At 65.6% G+C, this 23,806-nt stretch carries 26 protein-coding genes; 10 read left to right on the top strand and 16 right to left on the bottom strand.

Annotated features, from left to right (window positions below; genetic code table 11):
* Positions 1 to 43: 43 nt before the first annotated feature.
* Together E4K64_RS29940 and E4K64_RS29935 are read right to left on the bottom strand one after the other, a co-directional pair.
* Positions 44 to 439, bottom strand: a complete 396-nt coding sequence (locus tag E4K64_RS29940) for an SPW repeat domain-containing protein (RefSeq protein WP_135166692.1) — start codon at positions 437 to 439, stop codon at positions 44 to 46.
* Positions 440 to 636: 197 nt separating this feature from the next.
* Positions 637 to 1,566, bottom strand: coding sequence for a tetratricopeptide repeat protein (locus E4K64_RS29935; protein WP_135166691.1), 930 nt, complete (start codon positions 1,564 to 1,566; stop codon positions 637 to 639).
* A gap of 103 nt (positions 1,567 to 1,669) precedes the next feature.
* Between E4K64_RS29935 and E4K64_RS29930 the strand changes: the two genes are divergently transcribed.
* A complete protein-coding gene (locus E4K64_RS29930) occupies positions 1,670 to 1,945 on the top strand; it encodes a GNAT family N-acetyltransferase (protein ID WP_126257511.1) in 276 nt (91 codons plus the stop codon).
* Positions 1,946 to 1,995: 50 nt separating this feature from the next.
* Here E4K64_RS29930 and E4K64_RS29925 read toward each other — a convergent pair whose 3' ends face one another.
* Positions 1,996 to 2,388 (bottom strand): DUF3597 domain-containing protein, encoded by a 393-nt coding sequence (locus E4K64_RS29925; RefSeq protein WP_167772333.1) that lies wholly within the window; start codon positions 2,386 to 2,388, stop codon positions 1,996 to 1,998.
* 333 nt (positions 2,389 to 2,721) lie between these two features.
* On the opposite strand from E4K64_RS29925, the gene E4K64_RS29920 reads away from it, so the two are divergent.
* The 7 genes from E4K64_RS29920 (at position 2,722) to E4K64_RS29890 (ending at position 9,726) form a co-directional block, all read left to right on the top strand.
* Complete coding sequence (locus E4K64_RS29920) at positions 2,722 to 3,630, top strand: DUF2189 domain-containing protein (RefSeq protein ID WP_135166689.1); 909 nt, start codon at positions 2,722 to 2,724, stop codon at positions 3,628 to 3,630.
* A gap of 145 nt (positions 3,631 to 3,775) precedes the next feature.
* Positions 3,776 to 4,600, top strand: a complete 825-nt coding sequence (locus tag E4K64_RS29915) for a lytic murein transglycosylase (RefSeq protein WP_135166688.1) — start codon at positions 3,776 to 3,778, stop codon at positions 4,598 to 4,600.
* 474 nt (positions 4,601 to 5,074) lie between these two features.
* A complete protein-coding gene (locus E4K64_RS29910) occupies positions 5,075 to 5,227 on the top strand; it encodes a DUF1127 domain-containing protein (protein ID WP_007590701.1) in 153 nt (50 codons plus the stop codon).
* Between the two features lie 126 nt (positions 5,228 to 5,353).
* Positions 5,354 to 6,781, top strand: a complete 1,428-nt coding sequence (gene trmFO, locus E4K64_RS29905; protein WP_135166687.1) for a methylenetetrahydrofolate--tRNA-(uracil(54)-C(5))-methyltransferase (FADH(2)-oxidizing) TrmFO — start codon at positions 5,354 to 5,356, stop codon at positions 6,779 to 6,781.
* A gap of 7 nt (positions 6,782 to 6,788) precedes the next feature.
* Complete coding sequence (locus tag E4K64_RS29900) at positions 6,789 to 7,883, top strand: serine/threonine protein kinase (protein WP_164718581.1); 1,095 nt, start codon at positions 6,789 to 6,791, stop codon at positions 7,881 to 7,883.
* Between the two features lie 93 nt (positions 7,884 to 7,976).
* Complete coding sequence (locus tag E4K64_RS29895; protein ID WP_135166685.1) at positions 7,977 to 8,531, top strand: CAP domain-containing protein; 555 nt, start codon at positions 7,977 to 7,979, stop codon at positions 8,529 to 8,531.
* A 16-nt stretch (positions 8,532 to 8,547) separates the two neighbouring features.
* Complete coding sequence (locus E4K64_RS29890; protein WP_135166684.1) at positions 8,548 to 9,726, top strand: aminotransferase class V-fold PLP-dependent enzyme; 1,179 nt, start codon at positions 8,548 to 8,550, stop codon at positions 9,724 to 9,726.
* 14 nt (positions 9,727 to 9,740) lie between these two features.
* Here E4K64_RS29890 and E4K64_RS29885 read toward each other — a convergent pair whose 3' ends face one another.
* Genes E4K64_RS29885 through yajC form a run of 6 tightly spaced genes read right to left on the bottom strand, consistent with a single transcriptional unit; the run spans position 9,741 to position 15,406 of the window.
* Positions 9,741 to 10,985, bottom strand: a complete 1,245-nt coding sequence (locus E4K64_RS29885) for a threonine ammonia-lyase (RefSeq protein ID WP_135166683.1) — start codon at positions 10,983 to 10,985, stop codon at positions 9,741 to 9,743.
* 45 nt (positions 10,986 to 11,030) lie between these two features.
* Positions 11,031 to 11,894 (bottom strand): phytoene/squalene synthase family protein, encoded by an 864-nt coding sequence (locus E4K64_RS29880; RefSeq protein WP_135166682.1) that lies wholly within the window; start codon positions 11,892 to 11,894, stop codon positions 11,031 to 11,033.
* 7 nt (positions 11,895 to 11,901) lie between these two features.
* The gene (locus E4K64_RS29875; protein ID WP_135166681.1) at positions 11,902 to 12,285 is read right to left on the bottom strand and encodes an Mth938-like domain-containing protein; all 384 of its coding nucleotides are present in this window, start codon (positions 12,283 to 12,285) and stop codon (positions 11,902 to 11,904) included.
* Between the two features lie 60 nt (positions 12,286 to 12,345).
* Positions 12,346 to 13,365, bottom strand: a complete 1,020-nt coding sequence (secF, locus tag E4K64_RS29870; RefSeq protein WP_135166680.1) for a protein translocase subunit SecF — start codon at positions 13,363 to 13,365, stop codon at positions 12,346 to 12,348.
* An 11-nt stretch (positions 13,366 to 13,376) separates the two neighbouring features.
* A complete protein-coding gene (secD, locus tag E4K64_RS29865) occupies positions 13,377 to 14,981 on the bottom strand; it encodes a protein translocase subunit SecD (protein ID WP_135166679.1) in 1,605 nt (534 codons plus the stop codon).
* Positions 14,982 to 15,028: 47 nt separating this feature from the next.
* Entirely contained in the window at positions 15,029 to 15,406 is a 378-nt protein-coding gene (yajC, locus tag E4K64_RS29860) for a preprotein translocase subunit YajC (RefSeq protein ID WP_126257498.1), read from the bottom strand.
* A 181-nt stretch (positions 15,407 to 15,587) separates the two neighbouring features.
* On the opposite strand from yajC, the gene E4K64_RS29855 reads away from it, so the two are divergent.
* Positions 15,588 to 16,592: an ATP-binding protein gene (locus E4K64_RS29855; protein ID WP_135166678.1), complete on the top strand. Its 1,005-nt coding sequence runs from the start codon at positions 15,588 to 15,590 to the stop codon at positions 16,590 to 16,592.
* A gap of 191 nt (positions 16,593 to 16,783) precedes the next feature.
* Here the strand turns inward: E4K64_RS29855 and E4K64_RS29850 are convergent, their stop codons facing one another.
* Positions 16,784 to 18,169 carry a LysM peptidoglycan-binding domain-containing M23 family metallopeptidase gene (locus E4K64_RS29850; RefSeq protein ID WP_135166677.1) on the bottom strand — a complete coding sequence of 462 codons (1,386 nt, stop codon included), beginning with the start codon at positions 18,167 to 18,169 and terminating at the stop codon, positions 16,784 to 16,786.
* Positions 18,170 to 18,278: 109 nt separating this feature from the next.
* Positions 18,279 to 18,929: a protein-L-isoaspartate(D-aspartate) O-methyltransferase gene (locus E4K64_RS29845; RefSeq protein WP_135166676.1), complete on the bottom strand. Its 651-nt coding sequence runs from the start codon at positions 18,927 to 18,929 to the stop codon at positions 18,279 to 18,281.
* Positions 18,930 to 19,157: 228 nt separating this feature from the next.
* On the opposite strand from E4K64_RS29845, the gene E4K64_RS29840 reads away from it, so the two are divergent.
* Positions 19,158 to 19,532 (top strand): response regulator, encoded by a 375-nt coding sequence (locus E4K64_RS29840; protein ID WP_135166675.1) that lies wholly within the window; start codon positions 19,158 to 19,160, stop codon positions 19,530 to 19,532.
* Between the two features lie 4 nt (positions 19,533 to 19,536).
* Here E4K64_RS29840 and surE read toward each other — a convergent pair whose 3' ends face one another.
* The 5 genes from surE to tatB form a co-directional block, all read right to left on the bottom strand.
* Positions 19,537 to 20,304, bottom strand: coding sequence for a 5'/3'-nucleotidase SurE (gene surE, locus E4K64_RS29835; protein ID WP_135166674.1), 768 nt, complete (start codon positions 20,302 to 20,304; stop codon positions 19,537 to 19,539).
* A gap of 109 nt (positions 20,305 to 20,413) precedes the next feature.
* Positions 20,414 to 20,776, bottom strand: coding sequence for a hypothetical protein (locus E4K64_RS29830; protein WP_135166759.1), 363 nt, complete (start codon positions 20,774 to 20,776; stop codon positions 20,414 to 20,416).
* A 126-nt stretch (positions 20,777 to 20,902) separates the two neighbouring features.
* Positions 20,903 to 22,234 (bottom strand): serine--tRNA ligase, encoded by a 1,332-nt coding sequence (gene serS / locus E4K64_RS29825; protein WP_135166673.1) that lies wholly within the window; start codon positions 22,232 to 22,234, stop codon positions 20,903 to 20,905.
* A gap of 200 nt (positions 22,235 to 22,434) precedes the next feature.
* The gene (gene tatC / locus E4K64_RS29820; RefSeq protein ID WP_135166672.1) at positions 22,435 to 23,247 is read right to left on the bottom strand and encodes a twin-arginine translocase subunit TatC; all 813 of its coding nucleotides are present in this window, start codon (positions 23,245 to 23,247) and stop codon (positions 22,435 to 22,437) included.
* The gene (gene tatB, locus E4K64_RS29815) at positions 23,244 to 23,738 is read right to left on the bottom strand and encodes a Sec-independent protein translocase protein TatB (RefSeq protein ID WP_135166671.1); all 495 of its coding nucleotides are present in this window, start codon (positions 23,736 to 23,738) and stop codon (positions 23,244 to 23,246) included. The genes tatC and tatB overlap by 4 nt, the downstream gene beginning before the upstream one ends.
* Between the last annotated feature and the right edge of the window lie 68 nt (positions 23,739 to 23,806).

The following is a 23,806-nucleotide window of genomic DNA, read 5'->3' as shown; positions in this document are numbered from 1 at the left end:
GGGCCCGCCGCCTGCAGCCGGCGGGCCTGCCGATATCTACGGCCTATTGTCCGTGCTTGAGCATGTCCTGGTCAGTCTGGTCCCAGTCCTGCCACAGCTGCAGCACACCGAGCAGCACGAGCACGGCGCCGAGGCCCGTGTGATAGATGCGGAGAAAGCCGTCCCCGGAATAGCCCATGACGTAGGGCGAAGCGATGAGCCACAATCCGATCAGGATCGTCGTCACCTCCTGCCAGCGCTGCAAGGCGACATATTCGAGCTGGCTGATGCCAAAGACGACCAGACCGATGGCGACCGTATTCAGGATCACCGTCTGGTGTCCGCTAATCGCCGCATCCTGGATGGGAAACCACGGCGATGCCACGATCATCGCGCCGAGCAGCATCCCGCACCAGTCTTCCCACGTTCGATGAGTCTTCAAGAAACCGAAATCCGACATCGTTCCCTCCTATGACAGAGGCACACGTCGGCGGCTGGCGATCACGACTTCCGAATGTCTCGCGACCCTGCCGGCCGCATTCGGACGTATGCCCTGCAAAGGACGTGGGAACCGCCGGCGGCTGCGCAAGACCGGGATCGAGGATTATTTCGCTGGCCGCGGGTGTCCGCGGGTCATGAACTCATACCGCACTGCGGCTAGAGCGCCCCGAGCCTCCTCAGCGACTCCTGCGCGGATGACAGGCCGGGCTTCAGCTCCAGCGCCTTCCTGAAATCGGCGATCGCGCCCTGCTTGTCGCCGAGCCGCAAGCGGGCCTGTCCGCGATTATTCCACGAGAACACGTCCGACGGATCGTATTGCACCGCCTTGTCGTAGTCCGAAAGGCCACCCTCGGTGTCGCCCTGGTAGAGCCGGATCATGCCGCGATTGCGCCAGCCGCGCGCGTCGGTCGGTGCGAGGCGGATGGCCTCGCCGTAGTCGGCGGCGGCCCGGTCGAGCTGCTCGCTGTCGCGGTAGACGTTGCCGCGATCGATATAGGCGAGCAGATCGGGCGCAAGCCTGATCCGCATCGTGTAGTCGGCGATGGCGTGCGCCATGTCGCGCTTGCGGTAGTACACCAGGGCCCGATTGCCATAGGCCATGGCATAGTTGGGGTCGCGCTTGATCGCAGCGTCGAAGTCGGCGAAGGCGCCGTCGAGATCGCCTTTATTGAACCGGGACTCGCCGCGATTGCTGTAGGCCAGCGCCGCCGACGGATCGAGCCTGATGGCCTGGTCGTAATCGGCAATGGCGCGCTCGTAGTCGCGCTTGAACGAATAGACCCGGCCGCGATTGTTGTAGGCGCAGGCATAGCCGGGATCGAGCCTGACCGCCTCGTCGAGATCGGACAGCGCCGCGTCGAGCTCGCGCTTCTCGGTCAGACCATGACCACGATTGCAATAGGCGCCTGCGAGCCGCTTGCCGCTTTCGCTCTTGGTGTCGATGACAGTAGAGCAGGCCTTGACCCGCTGGTCCGGCGTGCTGGTCAACCCCACGCATGCATCCCAGGCGGGACCGCCTTCGGCCGCAGCCGGCGCCGTCGAGATCAGCGCGGCAAGCAACGCCACGAGACTGAACAGGACACGCATTTTGCGGATATCTCCCCTGCGGCAACCTTCCTTGGTCGCACCTTGGCAAGCACCGGTTCAGGCGCCTAGATCTGGGAGAGACAGCACGTCGGAAGGATCTTGCATGGCCGCATCGGTACGGGACAACAAGGACAGGAGCCGCTTCGAGCTCGATGTCGGCAACGACATCGCCTTCGCCAATTACCGGCTGACCCCGACGGCGGTCATCATCACCCATACCGAGACGCCGCGCGCGCTGCGCGGCCGCGGCATCGGTTCCGAGCTGGTCAAGGGCGCGTTGGATCTGATCCGCCGCGACGGCAGGAAGGTGATCGCCGGCTGCGGCTTCGTCGTCGATTATCTCGACCGGCATCCGGAGGATGCGGATCTCGTCGCCTGATGCAAAAGGGCCCGCGCGATGGCGGGCCCTTCCGGCACGACGGCGCTCGGTCAGTGCTTGATCTCGGGCGGCAGCTTGCCGCCATTGGCGGCGAGCTTGGACATCACCTGCTTGTGCAGCCAGACGTTCATGCTGGCGGAGTCGTTCATGTCCCCGCTATAGCCGAGCTCCTTGGCGAGGTCCTTGCGCGCCGCGAGGCTGGAATCGATGTCGAGCGCCTTCATCAGGTCGACGATCGAGGTGCGCCATTCGAGCTTCTCGCCCTTGTGCGCGGCCGCCGCCTTGTCGACGATCGCCGCCACGTCGACCGCGGCCATCGGCGCGGCAGCCGGCGCCGATGCTCCCGGCGCCGCGCCGGCGGGCGACGCTGCGCCGCCGGCGGGTGCGGCGGAAGCCGGCTGGCTACCGAAGATCGCGCTCATGATTTTCCCGAAAATGCTCATATCTGCTCCCCGAAAAGGATCCGTTGGAAGGGCCTTGAGTGGCACTTATAGACCAAGTCACTGCGTAGCGCCCGCGAGTTCTGCGAACCGGCCCGCAGCATCAGCTTATCTGCGGCGAAATGACGACCGAATGACGTCGCCGAAGTTGCGCTGCGGCATCGAATCTCACCCAAGCGTGAGGGACAGGACTCGGAAATGGGCGTACGCTTTGCATTCAGCTCGCGATGCCTTCCGGAATTCGCGTCTGGTCGGACTCGCGAAACTCAAGAATGGCGACCGCTCGCGCCGTTTGCAGGCGCCGAATTCGGCCGCTCGGCAAGGGAGCTAGCGACCATGGCCACACTCTACCCGGGCAATGTCCCCACGATGGGCCGGACCGAAGATGCGGCCGGACCGGTGATCCGAACCATCCAACTGTCCGATCTGCACGATGCGCTCCGGCGCGGCTGGGAGGATTTCAAGGCCGTTCCGAGCCACGCCATCATCCTCTGCGTGATCTACCCGGTGCTCGGCCTCGTGCTCGCCCGCGTGGTGATGGGCTATTCGGTGCTGCCATTGTTGTTTCCGCTTGCCGCCGGCTTCGCGCTGATCGGCCCCTTCGCGGCGCTCGGTCTCTACGAGCTTTCCAGCCGGCGCGAACGCTATGAAGAAGCGACCGCCTGGGACGCATTGGAGGTGCTGCGCTCGCCATCGTTCGGCGCGATGCTCGGCCTCGGCGCGCTGCTGCTCGCCCTGTTCGTGACCTGGGTTGCAACTGCGCAAGCGATTTACGTCGCGGCGTTCGGCTATGAGGGCGTCACCGGCATCTCGGACTTCATGACGCGCGTGCTGACGACGCAGCAGGGCTGGTGGCTGATCGTGGTCGGCTGCGGCACCGGCTTCCTGTTCGCGCTCGCCGCGCTCTGCCTCAGCGCCGTGTCGTTCCCGCTGATGCTGGACCGCCATGCCGGTGCGTTGGAGGCGATGAGCACCTCGCTGCGCGTTGTCGCGAAGAACCCGGTGCCGATGGCGGCCTGGGGCCTGATCGTGGCGGTGCTGCTCGCGCTCGGCACCATTCCCGCCTTCCTCGGCCTTGCCGTGGTGATCCCCCTGCTCGGCCATGCCACCTGGCATCTCTACCGCAAGGTGATCGTCTCGGAGCCCGGCGCACGTCCGGTGCCGCCCCCACCGCAGCGTCCGCGCAAGCCGGCTGCTGACTTCCCGGCCAACCTCTTCCCCTGGCGGAACAGGACGGACGCCTGACGATATCGTGACATGCGATCCTGCCGATCTTGAGCTTGAATTCGGCTCGGGCAGGATCGCACCCTGTCGCACGCCTTGCTTTGGCCGCCGTTCCGACCGAGATTGCGCCACCGGTCAGATCGCTTCACGGAATTCATTTACTCGAATGACCTCGACGATTTCTCGTCTCGCTCTCGCAGCCTTCGCCCTCTCCGCGTCAATCCTGTCCGCCCAGCCAGCGTTCGCCGCGGTTGCCTGCGGCTCGGGTAATTTCGATGCCTGGCTTGCGGAGCTCAAAACCGACGCCGCGGCCAAGGGCATCTCACAACAGGCCATTGCCACGGGTCTTGCCGGCGTGACGCTGGATCCGAGCGTGCTCAACCGCGACCGCTCGCAAAAGGTCTTCAGCCAGACCTTCGAGGAGTTTTCCGGCCGCATGGTGCCGCCGCGCCTGCAGCGCGGCTCCGACAAGATGAAGCAATACGGCTCCGTGCTGTCGCGCATCGAGCAGGCCTATGGCGTTCCCGGCGAAGTCCTGGTTGCGATCTGGGGCCTGGAGACCGATTTCGGCGTCAACACCGGCAAGTTCGCCACGATCCGCTCGCTCGCGACGCTGGCCTATGATTGCCGGCGGTCCGAGCAGTTTCGCGCCGAGCTGATGGATGCGCTGCGCATCGTCCAGCGCGGCGATCTGGCGCCAGCCGAGATGAAGGGCGCCTGGGCCGGAGAGCTCGGCCAGACCCAGTTCATGCCGTCGTCCTGGATGAAATACGCCGTCGATTTCGACGGCAACGGCAAGCGCGACCTCCTGCACAACGCGCCCGACGTGCTCGCCTCCACCGCCAATTATCTCGCGGGCTATGGCTGGCAGAAGGGCAAGGACTGGCAGCCGGGCAGTCCGAACTTCGAGGTGCTCAAGCAGTGGAACAAGAGCGAGGTCTATTCCAAGACCGTCGCCTATTTCGCCACCCAGCTCGCTCGCGCTCCTTAAACCCTTATCGGACTTATCGGACTGGGCGTTCCGCCGAAGCATCCGATGGCCCTCTCCCCACCCTTGCCAATACCTGCGCTCGCCTCGCCGACGTGAGTCGGGGCGGCTCTCGAACCAATCAATGAATTGAATATTGATTCATTTTACCTATGCGAATCGCGCAAGTAAGACTTGGGTCAAGACGCTACTCGATCGGCTTGCCGAGCCCTTGCGAGCAACTTATTTCCACAATGATCCAGATCAATTGCGTGCACTTAACTCCGTGATTCCACGGAGCTTTCTCTCCGCCTTTCGATATCTTCGAGCAAGCTCTGGGCAGGAGCGCCCTCCGGTTAAGCGTCCGTTACCTTCGCTATGCGCCCATCGCTTAGCTGCATCGCAACATCGGAACTTTCGCACTGCACCACTCTGATCTATATTCATTTCAACGATGAGGCCCGGGCAAGGGCTGAATCGAACTACAGGAGACTACCTATGCTGCTCTCGCTCATCCGCATGATCCAGGCCTTCCGGGACTATCAGCGCAATGTTGCCGAGCTGTCCCAGCTCAGCGATCGCGAACTGGCCGATATCGGCCTCGATCGCTCGGACATCCCGCGCGTTGCCGCCGGTCAGTATCAGGGCTGATATCCTTCAGCCCTCAACCGGACGAACCGATAGCGCCCGCCTCGTGCGGGCGTTGTCGTTTCCGGAGGCAGAAAACTCGATCTCGGCGATTCCACTGGCCACCGAAAAGCGCTACCTGTCCGCCCCATGACAGGATCCCTATCCAACCCCGTGCACGTGATCGGCGCCGGCCTTGCCGGCTCGGAAGCCGCCTGGCAGGTGGCCAAAGCCGGCGTGCCCGTGGTGCTGCACGAGATGCGGCCGACCCGCATGACGGAGGCGCACCGCACCGACGGGCTCGCCGAGCTCGTCTGCTCCAATTCGTTCCGCTCGGACGATGCCGCCAACAACGCCGTCGGCCTGCTGCATGCGGAGATGCGCCGGCTCGGCTCGCTGATCATGCGCGCGGCCGATGCCAACCAGGTGCCCGCCGGCGGCGCGCTGGCGGTCGACCGCGACGGCTTCTCGGCTGCGGTCACGAAGGCTCTCAACGACCACCCCCTGATCGAGATCGCCCGCGGCGAGGTTGCAGGCCTGCCGCCGGCCGATTGGAGCAACGTCATCGTTGCCACCGGTCCGCTCACCTCCGCTCCCCTGGCCGAGGCCATCCGCGCGCTGACCGACGAGAACGCGCTCGCCTTCTTCGACGCGATCGCACCGATCGTGCACCGCGAGTCCATCGACATGTCGGTGGCCTGGTTCCAGTCGCGCTACGACAAGGTCGGTCCCGGCGGCAACGGCGCCGACTACATCAACTGCCCGATGACCAAGGAGCAGTATGACGGCTTCGTCGCCGCGCTGATCGCGGGCGAGAAGACCGAGTTCAAGGAATGGGAGACCAACACGCCCTATTTCGACGGCTGCCTGCCGATCGAGGTGATGGCGGAGCGCGGCCCCGAGACGCTGCGCCACGGCCCGATGAAGCCGGTCGGCCTCACCAACCCGCATGATCCCGCCACCAAGGCCTACGCGATCGTGCAGCTGCGCCAGGACAACAAGCTCGGCACGCTCTACAACATCGTCGGCTTCCAGACGAAGCTGAAATACGGCGAGCAGCAGCGCATCTTCCGCACCATTCCGGGGCTGGAGAACGCCGAATTCGCCCGCCTCGGCGGCCTGCATCGCAACACCTTCCTGAACTCGCCAAAACTGCTCGACAATCAGTTGCGCCTGCGTGCGCAGCCGCGGCTGCGCTTTGCCGGCCAGATGACGGGCTGCGAGGGCTATGTGGAATCGGCCAGCGTCGGCCTGATCGCCGGTCTCTATGCGGCCGCGGAGGCGCGCGGCGAGACGCTTGTCAGCCCGCCCGGCACGACCGCGCTCGGCTCGCTGCTCGGCCACATCACCGGCGGCCATATCGAAACCATCGAGCCGGGCACGCGCTCGTTCCAACCGATGAACATCAATTTCGGCCTGTTCCCGCCGCTCGCGACCGTGCCGACCAAGAAGCCCGACGGCACGCGACTGCGCGGCAACGAGAAGACGGTGGCCAAGAAGCAGGCGCTGAGCGCACGGGCGCTCACCGATCTCGATCGCTGGATCGCCGATCACCTGCGCATGGCCGCCGCCGCGTGAGTTTTCGATGAGCCTCCCCAAAGACGACGCCGCAGCGCTTTCGGCGCGCTGGACCGAGGGCGTGCTGCTCAAGCGCGACGTGTTCTCGACCGTCGAGCGCGGCCGCTTCCGCGGCGAGAACGGCGAGGTCGACGCCGTGCTGCGCCGGCTCGACGAAGTGCCGTGGTGGTCGTTCCTGCTGGCGCGGCATCTGTTCGCCCGCGAGAAGCATGCTCTGGCGCGCGCCAAGGGCCTCGATGTCGGCCCCGAACTGCTCTGGGCCGGACAGCGCGCCCTGGTGCGCGGCTTCGTCGACGGCGCCGCACTGCATCTGGCAAAGCCCCATGGCGACCTCGCCTATTTCCGTTCGGCCAAGGCGGCGCTGCGCCGGCTGCGCCGTGCCGGGATCTGCCACAACGATCTCGCCAAGGAGCAGAACTGGCTGGTCGGCCGCGACGGACGCGCCTATGTGACCGACTTCCAGCTCGCGGCCTGCTTTGCGCATCGCGGCCGGCTCTACCGCATTCTCGCTTACGAGGATCTTCGGCATCTGCTCAAGCACAAGCGCTCCTATGCTCCGGAAGCGCTGACACCGCGCGAGCGGAAGATCCTCGCCAAGAAGTCCTTTGCCGCGAGCCTGTGGCTCGCCACCGGCAAGAAGGTCTACCGCGCCATCACGCGCGGCCTGTTCAACTTCACCGACCGCGAAGGCGGCGGCCGCCGGCTGGTCAATGATGCGCCGGTGCTGACCGCGTTGATCCGCAAAAATCCGGCCGTGCGCGATACCGCCATCGTCGCCTTCGCCGACCGCCGCTCCGGTGTCGGGCTCTATGCCTTCGTCGAGGCGGACCAGGCCACGCTCGAAGGCCAGTTGCGCAACGAGCTGACGGCCGCAAAGGGGCCGAAGCCGCCGGAACACATCCAGGTCGTGCACGCGCTGCCGCGCGACACCAGCGGCAAGCCCCGCACCGAGATCCTGCAACTGGTTGCCATGAACCAGCTCGATCTGATCGAGCCGATGATGAAGAACGATCAGGACCGCGCCTTCCTCAAGGACATCCTGGAACAGCGGAAAAACCTGCGCGACCGCTTCAACTTCGAGGCGGATCTGCCAACAGGCTGACGGGTTGCCCGCGCCTTGAAGCGTCCACATTGACGATAGAGAAGCGGTCGGATCATTTCGGGCGTGCGGGATCATGGGCATTGGGGGACGATGATGCGTCGTGTCGTTGGCGGCCTGATCGCGGGCTTCCTGCTGCTCATAGCGGCGCCCGCAATGGCGGACTCGGCCGCCGAGCTGATCTCGAACTTCCGCCTCAAGCACGGAGAAGTCCGTGTCGTCCGCGATGCCGTCCTCGACCGCATCGCCATGGACCAGGCCCGCGCGATGGCCGCCAAGGACAATCTCAGCCATGACGCCCTCGGATCGTTCAACCGCCGCGTCGCGCCGGCCGGCGCGGGCCGCGCCGCCGAGAACATCGCCTACGGCTACGACAATTTCGAGAAGACCCTGGGACAGTGGATCGACTCGTCCGGCCACCGCAAGAACCTGTTGCTGCACAACGCCTCCCGCGTCGGCATCGCCAGCGCCAAGAACGCCAGCGGCAAGCGCACCTATTGGGCCATGGTGATCGCGGGCGACTACGAGCCCAAGGGCAAGGGCAAGAAGAAGGACAAGGAGCCCGTCGTTGCCGTGAAGCGCGAAGCTGCCCCCGCGAGCAAGCCAAAGTCCAGCAGCTGTCACATCAAGCTGCTCAGCCTCTGCATCTGAGCTTCGGAGGACGCACTTGATCGACCTCGACCGAATACGCGCCGACACGCCGGCCGCCTCGCGGCTCGCATATCTCCACAATGCAGGCGCGGCCCTGATGCCGGCGCCGGTTGTCACAGCGATCAAGGGGCACATCGATCTGGAATGCGAGATCGGAGGCTATGCGGCCGCCGATCGCGAAGCCGACCGGCTCGACGCGGTCTACAGCTCGGTGGCGCGCCTGCTCAATGCCGCGCCCGACGAGATCGCGCTGGTGGAGAACGCGACAATCGCCTGGCAGATGGCGTTCTATTCGCTTCCGTTTCGGAAAGGAGATCGCATCCTGACCGCGGAAGCGGAATACGCCGCCAATTATGTTGCCTTCCTTCAGGTCGCCAAGCGCACCGGCGCGGTCATCGACGTGGTGCCGAGCGATGCCAGCGGCGAGCTCGACGTCGACGCGCTCGAACGGATGATCGACGAGCGGGTGAAACTGATCGCGATCACCTGGGTTCCGACCAATGGCGGGCTGGTCAATCCGGCAGCGGCGATCGGCAGGATCGCGCGGACGCACGGCATTGCCTATCTGCTCGACGCCTGTCAGGCGGTCGGCCAGATGGAAGTCGACGTCGATGCCATCGGCTGTGACATGCTGTCCGCCACGGGACGCAAATTCCTGCGCGGCCCGCGCGGCACCGGCTTTCTCTACGTCCGCCGCGCGATGCTGCAACGGCTCGAGCCGCCGATGATCGACCACTTTGCCGCCCCCTGGGTTTCACGGGACGCCTATCAATTGCGGGACGATGCCCGCCGCTTCGAGACCTGGGAGAACAACTACGCGGCCCGGCTTGGCTTGGGCGCGGCCGTCGACTACGCCCTCGAGATCGGCATCGCTCCGATCGAACAACGCTGCCGCCTGCTTGCCGGCCGCCTCCGCAGCGGCCTTGCGGCTCTTGCCGGCGTCACCATTCGCGACCTCGGACGCGCGCCGGGCGCCATCGTCAGCTTCACCATGGACGGGCATGAGGCGGACGCCATTGTCGCCGGCGCCGCTGCGGCCGGCATCACGATCGGCGCCTCGGATCCGTCGAGCACGCGCATCGATGCCGAGCTTCGCGCGTTGCCGCATGTGGTGCGGGCGTCACCGCATTATTACAACACGGAAGCCGAGATCGACAGGTTGGTCGAGCATCTGGCGGGTCTGGCTTCGCGATAGGAGAAGCGTGCCGCTCACGTGCAGCGCGCGCGCAATCCGGATGCGCTGAGCCTGGCCATCACCTCGTCGAGATGCGCAGCATCGCGGGTCTCGATGACGAGCTGCAGGAGCGTCGCCTTGGCCGGCAGCTCGGAGAAGGTGCGCTGGTGCGAGACCTCGATGATGTTGGCGCCGGCTTCGGCGAGCAGCGCGGCCACCGCGGCCAATTGTCCGGGTCTGTCAGGGATATCGAGCGAGAGCTGGGTCAGCCGCCCTTCGCGCGCGAGCTCGCGCGTGAGAACGGATGCGATCAGCCGCGTGTCGATATTGCCGCCGCTCAGGACGAGACCGACCATCTGGCCGGCAAAGCGGGGCGGATCGGACATCAGCGCGGCGAGGCCGGCGGCGCCGGCGCCCTCCACGACGGTCTTCTCGATCGAGATCAGGGTCGCTACCGCGCGCTCGAGCTCGGCTTCGTTCACCAGCGCAATGTCGTCGACAAGGCGGCGGACGATTTCGGTGGTGATCTTGCCCGGCGATTTCACCGCGATGCCTTCGGCGAGCGTATCGCCGCGCGCCGGCAGATTGCCGCCGTGAATGGCGTTGTACATCGAAGGATAGAGCCAGGCCTCGACGCCCAGGATTCGCAATGACGGCTTGATCGATTTCGCGGCGATGGCGATGCCGCTGATCAGGCCGCCGCCGCCGATCGGGACCACCAGCGTATCGAGCTCGGGGACCGCTCGCATCATCTCCAGCCCGACGGTGCCCTGCCCCGCGATCACGAGCGGATCGTCATAGGGGTGGACGAAGATCATGCCGCGGGCTTCGCCATGGTGACGCGCGAACGCGGCCGCTTCCTCCAGCGTCGCGCCGGTGACGACCACTTCCGCGCCGTGATGCCTGGTGTTCTCGACCTTCACCATCGGCGTGCCGACCGGCATGACGATGGTGGCGGGAATGCCGAGCCGCTTGGCGTGGTAGGCGACGCCCTGGGCGTGGTTTCCGGCGGACATGGCGATGACGCCGCGCGCACGCTCCTCCGGCGTCAGTGCGGTGAGACGGTTGAGCGCGCCGCGCTCCTTGAACGACGAGGTGAACTGAAGGTTCTCGAATTTGAGCCAGATCTCGCAGCCGCAGATGCCGCTCAGCGTGCGGCTGTAGCTGCAGGGCGTCTCGACGACGGCGCCGCGAATGGTGTCGGCGGCGGCTTGAACGTCACCAGGTGCGACCGGAAAGCCGCTGAGATCGGGCGATGTGGTTTGGGACAATTCAGCCATGGGACAGCATAGAGCATCCGGCGGTTCGAGGCGATAAGCCAGCCGCTATTTGGTAAATTCCCGGGAACGTGAAGCCCGCCACAGCGTCCAGAGCGTGCGCAGCCGCGAGGTCGGCTGCAGCGCGAACGGATTTCGGCCGGGCTGCGACAGGCGCTTGAGATCCGCCCCGACCTGACTCAGCGGCAGGAACGCCGGACGCACCGCTGCCTGAACGTCCGCCAGCAGCGACAAGGCCGTGGTCAAGTGCTGTTGCGCCTCGCCGGCGAGCTGCTCCAGCACGGCGCGCAGGTTCGGCGTCTCCTTGCCGGCAAACACGTCCTCCACCTGGCAGCCATGGCTCGCCAGCACCTGCTGCGGCAGGAACAGCTGCCGGTGCGAAGCATCGCGCGGCAGATTCGTGATGACCTGCGCGATGCCCTGCGCCAGCCCGGCGTGACGGGCGAGATGTTCGACCGCCCCCGACGGCGGCGCCAGAATCCGCGCCGCCAGACCAAACAACGCCGAACAGGTCGCGGCCAGATAGCCCTCCAGCGCCGCCATGGTCGGCATCGGGTCGTTGTAGAGGTCGAACTGGTGCTCCTCGACCAGCAGCGACAGCGGTTCGACCGGCAGGTCGAAATCACGGATCGCCCGCAGCAATTCGGCCGCCACCGGATTGCCCTCGGCACTGCCATGGACGAGGCCCGAGAACAGGTCGGTCCACCATTGAAAGCGGATCTCGCCGGGCAAAGGCTGGCTCACCTGGTCGCGGACGCGGACGATCTCGACATTGAAAGCGTAGAGCGCAAGCAGCGCCCGGCGCTCGGCGGCGGGCACGAACAGGCTCGCGGCATAGCGCGGAAAGTCGTGGCGGCGCACGAGATCGGCGCAGAAGCTGGCGGAATCGGGCGGCGGCGCGGCGCTGCTCATGTGCTGTTCATGGCACCGCGATCAGAGCAGCCGCAACCCGCCGCCGCTCGCCGATCATGATGTTGTAGGTGCGCACGGCAGGTCCGGTCTGCATGGTGTCCAGCACCACCCTCACCGCTTTCAAGGCCTGGCGCAGCTCCGGCGGCGGCAGCCAGAGCCCAGTTCCGGTGCCGATCAGGAGCGTGTCGATGCCGTTGGCGGCCGTGAACACCCGATCGAGCGAGTAGCGGTCGATCTTCTGGGGATCCGTCACGTCCCAGGCCCAGATCGCGTCAGGCAGGCACAGCAGCGAGCCCCGGTGCGACATGCCGGCGAAGGCGAAGCCGCCCTTGCCATAGGCCTCGATCGGCGCCGAGCGCGGGAAATGGGGTGCGTTGGGATCGCCGGCCATGAGCTTGGTCCGAATGAGCTTACTGCCCTCGCCAACTCGTGCGGGGGCGTGCGGTTCGGATCATGCCTTGTTTTTCTTCGCCGGTGTCGCCGTATCGGGCGCATCCTCTCGATGCTCGCCGACGCCGAGATAGATCAGGATCGGAGCCGCGATGAAGATCGAGGTGTAGGTGCCGACCAGCACCACGCCGAACATCATCACCGCGGTGAAGCTGTGGATCGCGTGCCCGCCGAACAAGAGCAGCGCCAGCAGCGCCAGCGTCACCGTGAAGTGGGTGATGATCGAGCGCGACAGCGTCGAGTTGATGGATTCGTTGAGCAGCTGCGGCATCGGCATCTTCTTGTAGCGACGCAGCATTTCACGGATGCGGTCGTAGATGACGACGGTGTCGTTGAGCGAATAGCCCAGAATGGTCAGCAGCGCGGCGATGCTGGTCAGGTCGAAATCAACCTGGCTGATCGACATGAATCCGATCGTCAGCACGATGTCGTGCACGTTGGCGATCATGGCGCCCAGTGCGAACTGCCATTCGAACCGGAACCAGAGATAGATCAGGATCGAGACGATCGCGAGCATCAGGCCGACCATGCCGTAGGCCAGGAGCTCGCCCGCGACGCGCGGTCCGAGCACCTCGACACGACGGTATTCGATGGAATCGCCGAGCGCGCTGCGCACCTTCTGCACGGCATCCTGCTGCGCCTTGTCGCCGCCGGGCTGTTCGGCAACGCGGATCAAGACATTCTCGGGACCGCCAAACTGCTGCAGCTGGATTTCGCCAAGACGCAAGCCATCCAGCGTCGTGCGCATCGCCGCGATGTCGGCGGCGCCGGACTTCGCCCGCACCTCCAGCAGCGTGCCGCCCTTGAAGTCGATGCCGAGGTTCAGCCCGTGGGTGAAGAACAGTATGATGGCGACGATCGAGAGCGCCGCCGAGATCGGGAAGCTGATGCGGCGGAAGCGCGTGAAATCGAAATGCGTGTCGTCCGGGACGATACGCAGCGACGGCAGCACGCCGAGCGCGGCGATCACGGTGAGGACGGCAATCAGAATGCCAAGCCCGATGAGAACGTAGTATGTCACGGTCTTAGCTCCTAGATCGGCACGCTCTGCGGCCGCTTCCACCGCACCCACCCCGCGACGATGAGCCGGGTCATGGTGAAGGCGGTGAACACCGTGGTGATGATGCCGATGCCCAGCGTCACGGCGAAGCCGCGCACCGGGCCGGTGCCGATGTAGAACAGCACCGCGGCGGCAATGAAGGTCGTGATGTTGGAATCGAGGATGGTCGCCAGCGCCCGCTTGAAGCCGGCGTCGATCGCCGAAATCGCGTTGCGGCCGCCGCGCAGCTCCTCGCGGATGCGCTCGTAGATCAGCACGTTGGAGTCCACCGCGATGCCGACGGTGAGCACGATGCCGGCGATGCCGGGCAGCGTCAGCGTGGCGTTGAGCAGCGACAACAGGCCGAAGATCATGGCGACGTTGATGGCCACCGCGATGTTGGCGAACACCCCGAACAGCCGGTAGGTCAGCAGCATGAAGACGATGACGAGGATCGAGCCGACGTAAGCCGCCAGCTCGCCCTTCTCGATCGAGTCCTGGCCGAGGCCCGGACCGACAGTGCGCTCCTCGACCACGGTGAGCGGCGCCGGCAGCGCGCCGGCACGCATCAGGATCGCGAGATCGTTGGCGGACTGGACCGTGAAGCTGCCCGAGATCTGGCCCTGACCGCCCGTGATCGGCTCGTTGATTCGGGGCGCGGAGATCACCTTGTTGTCGAGCACGATCGCAAAGGGCAGCCCGACATTCTCTTGCGTGGCCTGCGCGAATTTGCGCGCGCCCGAAGTATTGAACTTGAAGCTGACGACCGGCTCACTCGTACGCTGGTCGAAGGTCGCCTGGGCATCGATCAAATCGCCGCCGGCGACCAGGACCTGCTTCTTGACCACATAGGGCGTCGGCGGCGGCGACGCGCTCATCAGCAGCTCGGATTCCGGCGGCAACCTGCCCTGCTGCGCCTGGTCCGGCGACACGGTCGTGTCGACCATGCGGAATTCCATCTTCGCGGTCTCGCCGAGCAGCTTCTTCAGGCGGGTCGGATCCTGCAGGCCGGGGACCTGCACCAGGATGCGGTCATTGCCCTGGCGCTGGATCACGGGCTCGACGGTGCCGAGCTCGTTGACGCGGCGTTCGACGATCTGGATCGACTGCTCGATGGTCTTGCGCAGACGATCGAGCATTGCGGCCTGCGGGACGCTGAGGCGGATCACCCCGCCGCCGGCATCCGTCACCTCGAGGTCGCGCTGACCGCTGGATCCCATCAGGCCGCCCAGCGGCTGAGACAATTCGCGCAGCTTGCCGAGCGCAGTCTGGACGTCGGATTCCTTGGTGATGCGAACTTCGGCCGCATCGTTGCGCACGATGACGCCGCCAGTGAAGCCGATCTTGGCATCGCGCAGCGTCCGGCGGACGTCGTCGCGGACCTGGTCGAGCCGTTCCTTCTTCACGTAGTTGGAGTCGACCTCGAGCAGCAGGTAGGAGCCGCCCTGGAGGTCGAGGCCGAGCACGAGCCGGCGCTGCGCCCATGCCGGCCAGGTCTTGACCTGGGCCTCGGGGAAGAAGTTCGGGACCGCGCAGAGGCACACGATCAGCGCCGTCAGGATGATCCCGAGCGCCTTCCACCGCGTGAAATACAACATCGACTGGACCTGTCAGATCAGGAGACTTGAGATGCTCGCGAACGCGCTCACTTCGACGCGGCGTCGTCCTTGGCGGCGTCCTTCGCGCTATCCTTGGATTCCTTCGCCGGCTCGCCCTTGGCACGCACGCCGGAGATCATCTGGCGCATCTGTCGCACCCGCACGCCGTCGGAAATCTCGAACTCGATCTGGTCGTCGTCGACGACCTTGGTGACCTTGCCGACGAGGCCGCCCGAGGTCACGACGGTGTCGCCACGGCGGATGTTCTTCACGAGGTCCGCGTGCTCGCGGACCTTCTTCTGCTGCGGACGCAGAATCAGGAAGTACATGATCACGAAGATCAGGGCGAACGGCAGCAGCGACATCAACATGCTGTTGGTGTCACCGGCGCCCGCAGCCTGGGCATACGCAGGGGTAATCAGCATTCGGACAATCCTCGTGGGAACGGGGGAAAACCGGTCAGGCCTTCAAAGGCGACCGGTTCGGTCAAATTCGCGCGGACTATAGCGGCCATTGCCCCAATTGCAACGCTGCCAGACCGCCCTTTTAGCCACCTTGCGGCGGCTCCTCAGGCCCGATAAGGCTGCGTTCTCAGGAACTTCGGACATGCCCAAAAACCTTAGCAAAAGCCCGGCCGGCAAAGGCCCCCGTACCCCTGCCGGAAAGCCGGCCCGCGTCGCGGCAAATCGCCCCAAGGGGACGATCAAGAGGACCGTCAAAGCCCCTCGCGAGGCAACGCCCAACCACTCCCAGGAGCGCATTGTCCGCGCGCTGGAGACCATTGCGGCGCACCTCTCCGCTCAGGGCCGCCCGGCCCTCGAGCCTGAGTCGTTCGAACGGGCAGATGCCTATGTCTGGCATCCCGACGGCCGCCTCGCGCCCGTGCCGCGGGTCAGCCGCGTCGAGCTGTTCCTGCTCAAGGGCATCGACCGGATGCGCGACATCCTGATGGAGAACACCGAGCGCTTCGCAGCCGGCCTGCCCGCCAACAACGCCCTGCTCTGGGGCGCGCGCGGCATGGGCAAATCGTCGCTGGTGAAGGCCGCGCATGCCAGCATCAACGCGGACCGCAAGCTGGCCGACAGGCTGAAGCTGATCGAGATTCACCGCGAGGACATCGAAACGCTGCCGATGCTGATGGAGAAGCTCCGCGACGCCAGCTTCCGTTTCATCGTGTTCATCGACGACCTCTCCTTTGACGGCAATGACGCGTCCTACAAATCGCTCAAGGCCGTGCTCGAAGGCGGCATCGAGGGCCGTCCCGAGAATGTCATCCTCTACGCCACCTCCAACCGCCGTCATCTGCTGGCGCGCGACATGATCGAGAACGAGCGCTCGACCGCGATCAATCCCGGCGAAGCCGTCGAGGAGAAGGTCTCACTGTCCGATCGCTTCGGCCTCTGGCTCGGCTTCCACCGTTGCAGCCAGGACGAATACCTCGCCATGGTGCGCGGCTATTGCGGCCATTTCGGCGTCAAGGCCGACGATGAGGCGCTGGAGCGCGAGGCGCTGGAATGGTCGACCACCCGCGGCTCACGCTCGGGCCGCGTCGCCTGGCAATTCGTGCAGGAGCTGGCGGGCCGGCTGGGCGTCAAACTGACGGCGAAGTAGCGGGCCAAGCCGTCGCCTCGCCCACAACTGTCATTCCCCGCGAAGGCGGGGAATCCAGCACGCCGCGGCTTCTCGGCTCAACAATAATCGTCTCTGGAATGCTGGATCGCCCGCCCAGTGCGCAACTGCGCACAAGGCGGACGATGACAGCTTGCATGTGGTGATGGCTTGGCCTGCTTCGGGCCCTCGCCTCACGCCCCGTTCAGGAATTGAAGCGGATCAACCGGGCTCGATCCCTTGCGGATCTCAAAGTGGAGCTGCGGCGACGCCACCTCCCCGGATTGACCCGACTTGGCAATGACTTGACCGCGCTTGATGGTGTCGCCGCGCTTCACCAACAGCTCACTCGCATGGGCATATGCGGTGACGTAGCCGTTGGAGTGCCGAACCAGGACCAGATTGCCGTAACCTTTCAGCTCGTTGCCGGAATAGGCGACGACGCCGTCTTCGGCCGCCTTGACCGGCGTCCCCTCGGGCACCGCGAGATTGATGCCGTCGTTGGACTTGCCGTTGGTCTTGGCGCCGTAGCTCGTGACCACCTTGCCGCGCACCGGCCAGCGGAAGGTCGGCAGCGCGCTGGTGGTCTCCGCAGCCTTGGCCGGGGTCTCGGCGGGCTTCTCTTCGACATTGGTGGTGGCCTGGGCGAGGCGCGCGCTCTGCACGGGCGCGCCGGCCGCGGCCATCTTGGTGGCGGGCGCGGGAGCGGCTGCAACGGGCTGCAGCGTGCCCGCAACCGGAGCGGCCGTGACAGGAGCTGCGGCAACCGGCGCCGCGACGGCGGCGGTCTTTGCGCCGGGCACGGTCAGCTTGGCGCCGAGCTTGAGCTTGGCCGACGGATCGAGACCGTTGGCACGGGCAAGCTCGGCCGACGAGATATGGTTCTTGCGGGCAATGCTGGCGAGCGTGTCGCCACGATTGACGAAGTGAGTGCTCGGCGGCGCAGCCATGACGGCAACCGGCTTCGCAGCGGGAGCTGCCGCGACCGGAGTTAGCGCAGGAGCCGGCGCAGCCGCCGTCGCCGGATGCGGGATGATCAGTTGCTGGCCGGGCGACAGCGCGCGCGGGCCCTTGTAGCCGTTGGCGGCAAGGATCGCCTGCGGCGTGACGTGATAGCGCTTGGCGAGCACCTCCAGCGTATCGCTGGTGCCGACGATGATCTTGGTCCCGCCGGCCGGCTGGGCAGCCGCGACCGAGCGCGACGGCACGGTGGCCGTGGTCTCCAGACGCGGTTGCGCCGGCGGCGCGTAGGAGCCGACGCCGCGCCCGCCTCCGGACACTCCGCCACCTGCCGCAACGGGATAGGATTGCGGGGCGGAAACCGCCGGCGGCGGCAAGGGCTGCGACTGATAGGAGCCGGGTTGGGTCTGCGGCCGCGCATATTGCGGCAGCTCACGCTGCGGCGGCGGGGCCTGCTGCACCGAACCGGTCGCTTCGGAGGAGAAGGGATTGGAGAAATTCGACTGGGACAGTCGCGACGACATGTCGGCGCTGCACCCTGCGAAGCTGAAGGAGATCAGCGCCAGCACCGCGACCTGCGGCACGCGGCGCGAGTAAAGCAACTCGGCGACAGCGGACATGGTTACTCACTCGTACGCAACAGAACTGGTCTTTTAAGTAAACACGTACCGAGTAAATAACGGCTTAACCCTCCCAATAAGATATTGGCCGCACAGCCGATCCGGAGATCTACAGCTCCCGCGCCACCCCGGGCAGCGCCGGCACGAAGCGGACATCGACGAGTTCCTTGCGCTCGATCCCGGCCGCGCTGCGGGTCAGGCGGATCAGCGTCTGCACGCCCTGATGCGGACCGACCGGGGCGATCAGGATGCCGCCAACCTCCAGCCGCTCGATCAGATTCTCCGGGATCTGCTCCATCGCGGCGGTGACGATGATGCGATCGAACGGGCCGATATTGGGCGGCAGATTGAGGCCGTCGCCAAGCATCACCTCGACATTGTGACAGCCGAGCTTTTCGAGCCTAGCGCGTGCCGTGTCCGCAAGCCTGCGATAGCGCTCGACCGTCAGGACCTGGCCGGCGAGCCGCGACAGCACGGCAGCCTGATAGCCGGAACCGGTGCCGATCTCGAGCACGCGGTGCCGCTTCTGGAGCTGCAGCTGCTCGGTCATGTAGGCCACGACGAAGGGCTGGCTGATGGTCTGCCCGCAGGCGATCGGCAGCGCGCTGTCGCGGTAAGCCCCGTCGCGATCGGCCTCGTCGACGAATTGTTCGCGCGGCACCTCCTCCATGGTTCGCAGCACCGCCTGATCGCTGATGCCCCGACGCCTCAGCGTGAGCTGAAACATCATCTTTTCCGGCGGGTGCTGATGGGAGGTCATTGCCTGCTTGTGCTGTCTTGGCCGGCCCGGCGGGCGTCGAGCCCGGGCAGGAGAATCATGTTCCTGCTCAGGAACTCATGGTAGCGTTCGTATGGCGCATTTAACCACAGATTGGCTTGCCGCGGACGAAGCTGCGACGACCATTTTCAGGCATCCGTCGGTCGAAACGCGCATTGCGTCAATTCGTGATATCTGCGAACGTTTTCGGCAATGGGCAAGGACTCAACCATGACCGCGACAGGGCTTTCCGGCCGCTCTGTATTCCTCGTCGAGGACGAGGTGATGATCAGGATGATGGTCGCGGACATGCTCGAGGAGCTCGGCTACAAGGTCGCGGCCGAGGCGGGCGACATCAACGAGGCCATGCGGCTCGCCCAGGCGACCGAGTTCGACATCGCCATTCTCGACGTCAACGTCAATGGCAAGGTGATCTCGCCGGTCGCCGACGTGATCAAGGCCAAGGGCTGCCCGTTCATCTTCGCCACCGGCTACGGCTCCTCCGGCCTGCCCGAGCAGTACCGCGACCGGCCGGCGCTCCAGAAGCCGTTTCAGCTCGAGGCGCTTGGCAAGACCATCGAAGCCGCGCTCCGCGGCGGCGGATAAGCAGCTATTTCAGCATTGCGCTGAGCTCTTCCGAAAACGCCTCATTGGTGCGATCGAGCCTCAGCGGGGTGACCGAGACGTAGCGCTCGCGAAGCGCCGCCAGATCGGTGCCGTCAGCCGGCGTGTCCATCATGGCGGCGCGCTCGAAGCCGATCCAGAAATAGGGATTGCCCCGGCCGTCCTTGCGCTCGTCGACCCGCAGGAAACCGAGATTGCGCTTGCCCTGGCGGGTGACGCGGATGCCGAGCACATCCTCCGGCGCGCAGGACGGGAAGTTGACGTTGATGACGGTGTCCTTCGGGATGCCGGCGGCGATCACCTTGCGCAGGATGTCGGGCCCGAACTTGCGCGCGGTGTCCCACGGCGGGCGCTCGCGGGTCTCGACGCTGAACTCCTGCGACAGCGCGAACGACGGCAGGCCCAGAATGGTGCCCTCCAGCGCGCCGGCGATGGTGCCGGAATAGACCACGTCCTCGGCAACGTTGCGGCCTTTGTTGACCCCGGACAGCACGACGTCGGGCAGCTTGGGCCCAAGGATATGGCGCGCGCCCATGATGACGCAGTCGGTCGGCGTGCCGCGCACGGCAAAATGCCGAGGCCCGACTTCGCGCAGGCGCAACGGATCGTTCAACGACAGCGAATGCGACACGCCGGACTGGTCGAGCTCGGGCGCCACCACCCAGACGTCGTCGGACAGAGCGCGCGCGATCTCCTCCACGATCTGGAGGCCGGGGGCGTGGATGCCGTCGTCATTGGTGCAGAGAATGCGCATGCGAAAGGTTCGATTCCGGAAAGCGGGGTCTGAGCCGTCTTATCCGGCTGGGGCCGATCAGGCAAACCGGGTGATTGCGGTCTGGCGGCAGGTTCCCGGCCGGGGCCGGTCAGCGGCGGATGCGCCATTGCGGCAGAAAGCGCGCCAGCCGGCCTTCCGCCCGCAGCTGCATTGCCGGTACGGCCGGACTCAGGACGGGGGCCTCGATCACGCCGAGCGCCCTCAGCTGCGCGACGAACGGGTCCGACGCCGGCGCCTGCGGAAAGCGCTCGCGGGCCACCGTCAGCGCCTTGTCGAAATCGGCTGCATTCACCCCGGGCTTGGCCCGCCGGCTCTGCACGAGATGGTCGTCCCAGAGCTGCGCGATCTCGATGTCGAGCACGCCGCGCAGGCGCTGATCGACGGCCTGAATGCCGGCCCCCGTCACCGCCCATTGTCGACCGATCCAGAAGATGTCGCGGTGCAAGGCCATGAAGGGGGCGGGGTTCGCGTTGTCGAGGGGCCGGCAGGATAGCCGGCCGCCCGATCTTCGCAACGCGATTCTCGTCATGCCGCGTTTTCTTGACGCGAACCGGTATCCACTTCGCTCGAAAACGCTTTAGTCGCGCGCGATCACCTTCACTCCGCCCATATAAGGCTGGAGCACGTCGGGGACGGCGATCGAGCCGTCCTCCTGCTGATAGGTTTCCATCACGGCGATCAGCGCGCGGCCGACCGCGGTGCCGGAGCCGTTCAGCGTGTGCACGAAGCGCGGCTTGCCGTCCGGCCCGCGCGAGCGCGCATCCATGCGCCGCGCCTGGAAGTCGCCGCAGACCGAGCAGCTGGAGATCTCGCGGAACATGCCGCCCTCGCCCTGCCCGGGCATCCAGACCTCGATGTCATAGGTTTTTTGCGACGAGAAGCCCATGTCCCCCGCGCACAGCGTCATCACGCGATAATGCAGATCGAGCTTCTGCAGCACCTGCTCGGCGCAGGACAGCATCCGCTCCAGCTCGTCCTTGCTGGTCTCCGGCGTCGTGATCGAGACCAGCTCGACCTTGGTGAACTGGTGCTGGCGGATCATGCCGCGCGTGTCGCGCCCGGCAGCTCCGGCCTCCGCGCGGAAGCAAGGCGTCAGCGCGGTGAGCCGCATCGGCAGCTGCTTCTCGTCGAGGATGGATTCGCGCGCGAGATTGGTGAGCGAGACTTCGGCGGTCGGGATCAGGCCGAGGCGCTCGGTCCTCAGCCGCTCCTGGTCGGGCGCAACGAGAAGCTCGCCCTTGATCGCCCAGAACTGATCGTCCTCGAATTTCGGCAATTGTCCGGTGCCGAACATCACTTCGTTGCGCACCAGCAGCGGCGGGTTGATCTCGGTATAGCCGTGCTCGGTGGTGTGCAGGTCGAGCATGAACTGGCCGATCGCACGTTCGAGCCGCGCGAGGCCCTTCTTCAGCACCACGAAGCGCGCGCCGGAAAGCTTTGCCGCCGCCTCGAAGTCCATGTAGCCGAGCGCGGTGCCGAGATCGTCGTGCAGCTTCGGCGCGAAATTGTAGTTGCGCTTGTTGCCGAACACGTGGCGCTGCACGTTGCCGTGCTCGTCGACGCCATCGGGCACCTCGTCGAACGGAATGTTCGGGATCGCGGACAGCTCTCTGCTCAGCTCCTCGTCGGCGGCCTTCGCGGCGGCTTCGAGCTGCGGCATCGTGGTCTTGAGCTCGGCGACCTCGGCCATCAGCTTGGCGGCGCGCGCCTCGTCCTTGGCCTTCTTGGCGTCGCCGATCTCCTTGGAGGCCGCGTTGCGCCGCGCCTGTGCCTGCTCGGACGCGAGAATCGCCGCACGCCGCGTCTCGTCGATCGCGAGCAGCGCGGCCGACAACGGCTTCAGACCCCGCCGGGCGAGACCGGCGTCGAAGGCTTGCGGATTGTCGCGGATCGATTTGATGTCGTGCATGGCTGTGGTCCTGGGCTTGTTGCAAGCCTGCAAATTCTCGATTTGCATTCATGCAAATGGCCGCTCCCCCTAGCACAGCTGTCATCATCCGCGAAGGCGGATGATCCAGTATTCCAGAGACGCGGTGATTCCTGGAAGGGCCGCGGCGTACTGGATTCCCCGCCTTCGCGGGGAATGACACCGAGGGGGCGGAGCCGCCCCTACTCCGCCGGATTGGCCGGCGTCGACACGTCGGTGCCGGTAGCCGCTTGCGAGGCCGCGGCCTTCCGCTCCACCATACCGACCGCGATGATCGAGCCCTCGTAGAGCGCCATCAGGGGGATCGCGAGCGAGCACTGGCTGAGCACATCGGGCGGCGTCAGCACGGCGGCGATGACGAAGGCGATGACGATGAAATAGCGGCGCTTCTCGCGCAGCATCTTCGAGCTGACGATGCCGATCCGGCCGAGCAGAGTCAGGATCACCGGAAGCTGGAAGGCGATGCCGAAGGCGAAGATCAGCGACATCATCAGCGACAGATATTCGCCGACCTTGGGCAGGAGCTGGATCTGCGCGGTCTCGTCGCCGCCGGCCTGCTGCATGCCGAGCGAGAAGCGGACCAGCATCGGCAGCACGACGAAATAGACCAGCGCCGCGCCGAGCACGAAGAAGAACGGAGTCGCGACCAGATACGGCAGGAAGGCCTGCTTCTCGTGCTTGTAGAGGCCGGGCGCGACGAATTTGTAGATCTGGGTCGCGACGATCGGGAACGAGATGAAGCCCGCGCCGAACAACGCGAGCTTGAGCTGGGTGATGAAATATTCCAGCAGCGCCGTGTAGATAAACTTGGAGTTCTCGGGGCCCGCGATCCACACGAACGGCCAGACCAGCACGTTGTAGATCTGCTTGGCGAAGAAGAAGCAGAAGATGAAGGCTATGCCAAAGCCGAGCAGCGCCTTGATCAGCCGCGAGCGCAGCTCGATCAGATGGTCCATCAGCGGGGCTTTGCTGGCCTCGATATCGGCGTCGGTCATGACGCTTTGGCGTCCTTGATCGCTTCGGAGGGCGCGGTGTCCTGCGCCACCTTTGCCTGCTCGACCTCACGGGTGATCGCAAGCGGCTCGTTGGCAGCCGCATGCGCTTCGGCTTCCATGAAAGTCGCGGGCGTCGGCGCTTCCGGAGTGGTAGGAGCGACAGGCGGTTCGACAGCCGTGGTCGTCGGCGTCTCTGCGGGCTTGTCCAGCGCATCGACGCGGAGCGCGTCGCTGACGTCCTTTTGGAGCGAGGTCAGCGGATTGAATCCGGTGGCAGCTTCCTTGACCTCGTCAAAACTCTTCTTGAGGTCGGCCATCTCGGCCTCGCGCATCGCTTCCTGAAACTGGCCCTGGAATTCGGCGGCCATCTTGCGCGCCTTGCCCATCCATTGTCCGACCATGCGCAGCACGCCCGGCAGCTCTTTCGGGCCGATGGCGATCAGGGCCACGACCCCGATGAGGACCAGTTCACTCCACCCGATGTCGAACATGAGGTCTTCCGTTCACGCGAAGCCGCAACCGGCCCAATCCCTTGCGCGCAGGATCGGGGCCGCCCTAC

This window comes from Bradyrhizobium frederickii (genome assembly GCF_004570865.1).
Classification (GTDB): domain Bacteria; phylum Pseudomonadota; class Alphaproteobacteria; order Rhizobiales; family Xanthobacteraceae; genus Bradyrhizobium; species Bradyrhizobium frederickii.
The sequence above is the reverse complement of the archived record's forward strand: the minus strand, read 5'-3'. Positions and strand labels throughout refer to the sequence as shown.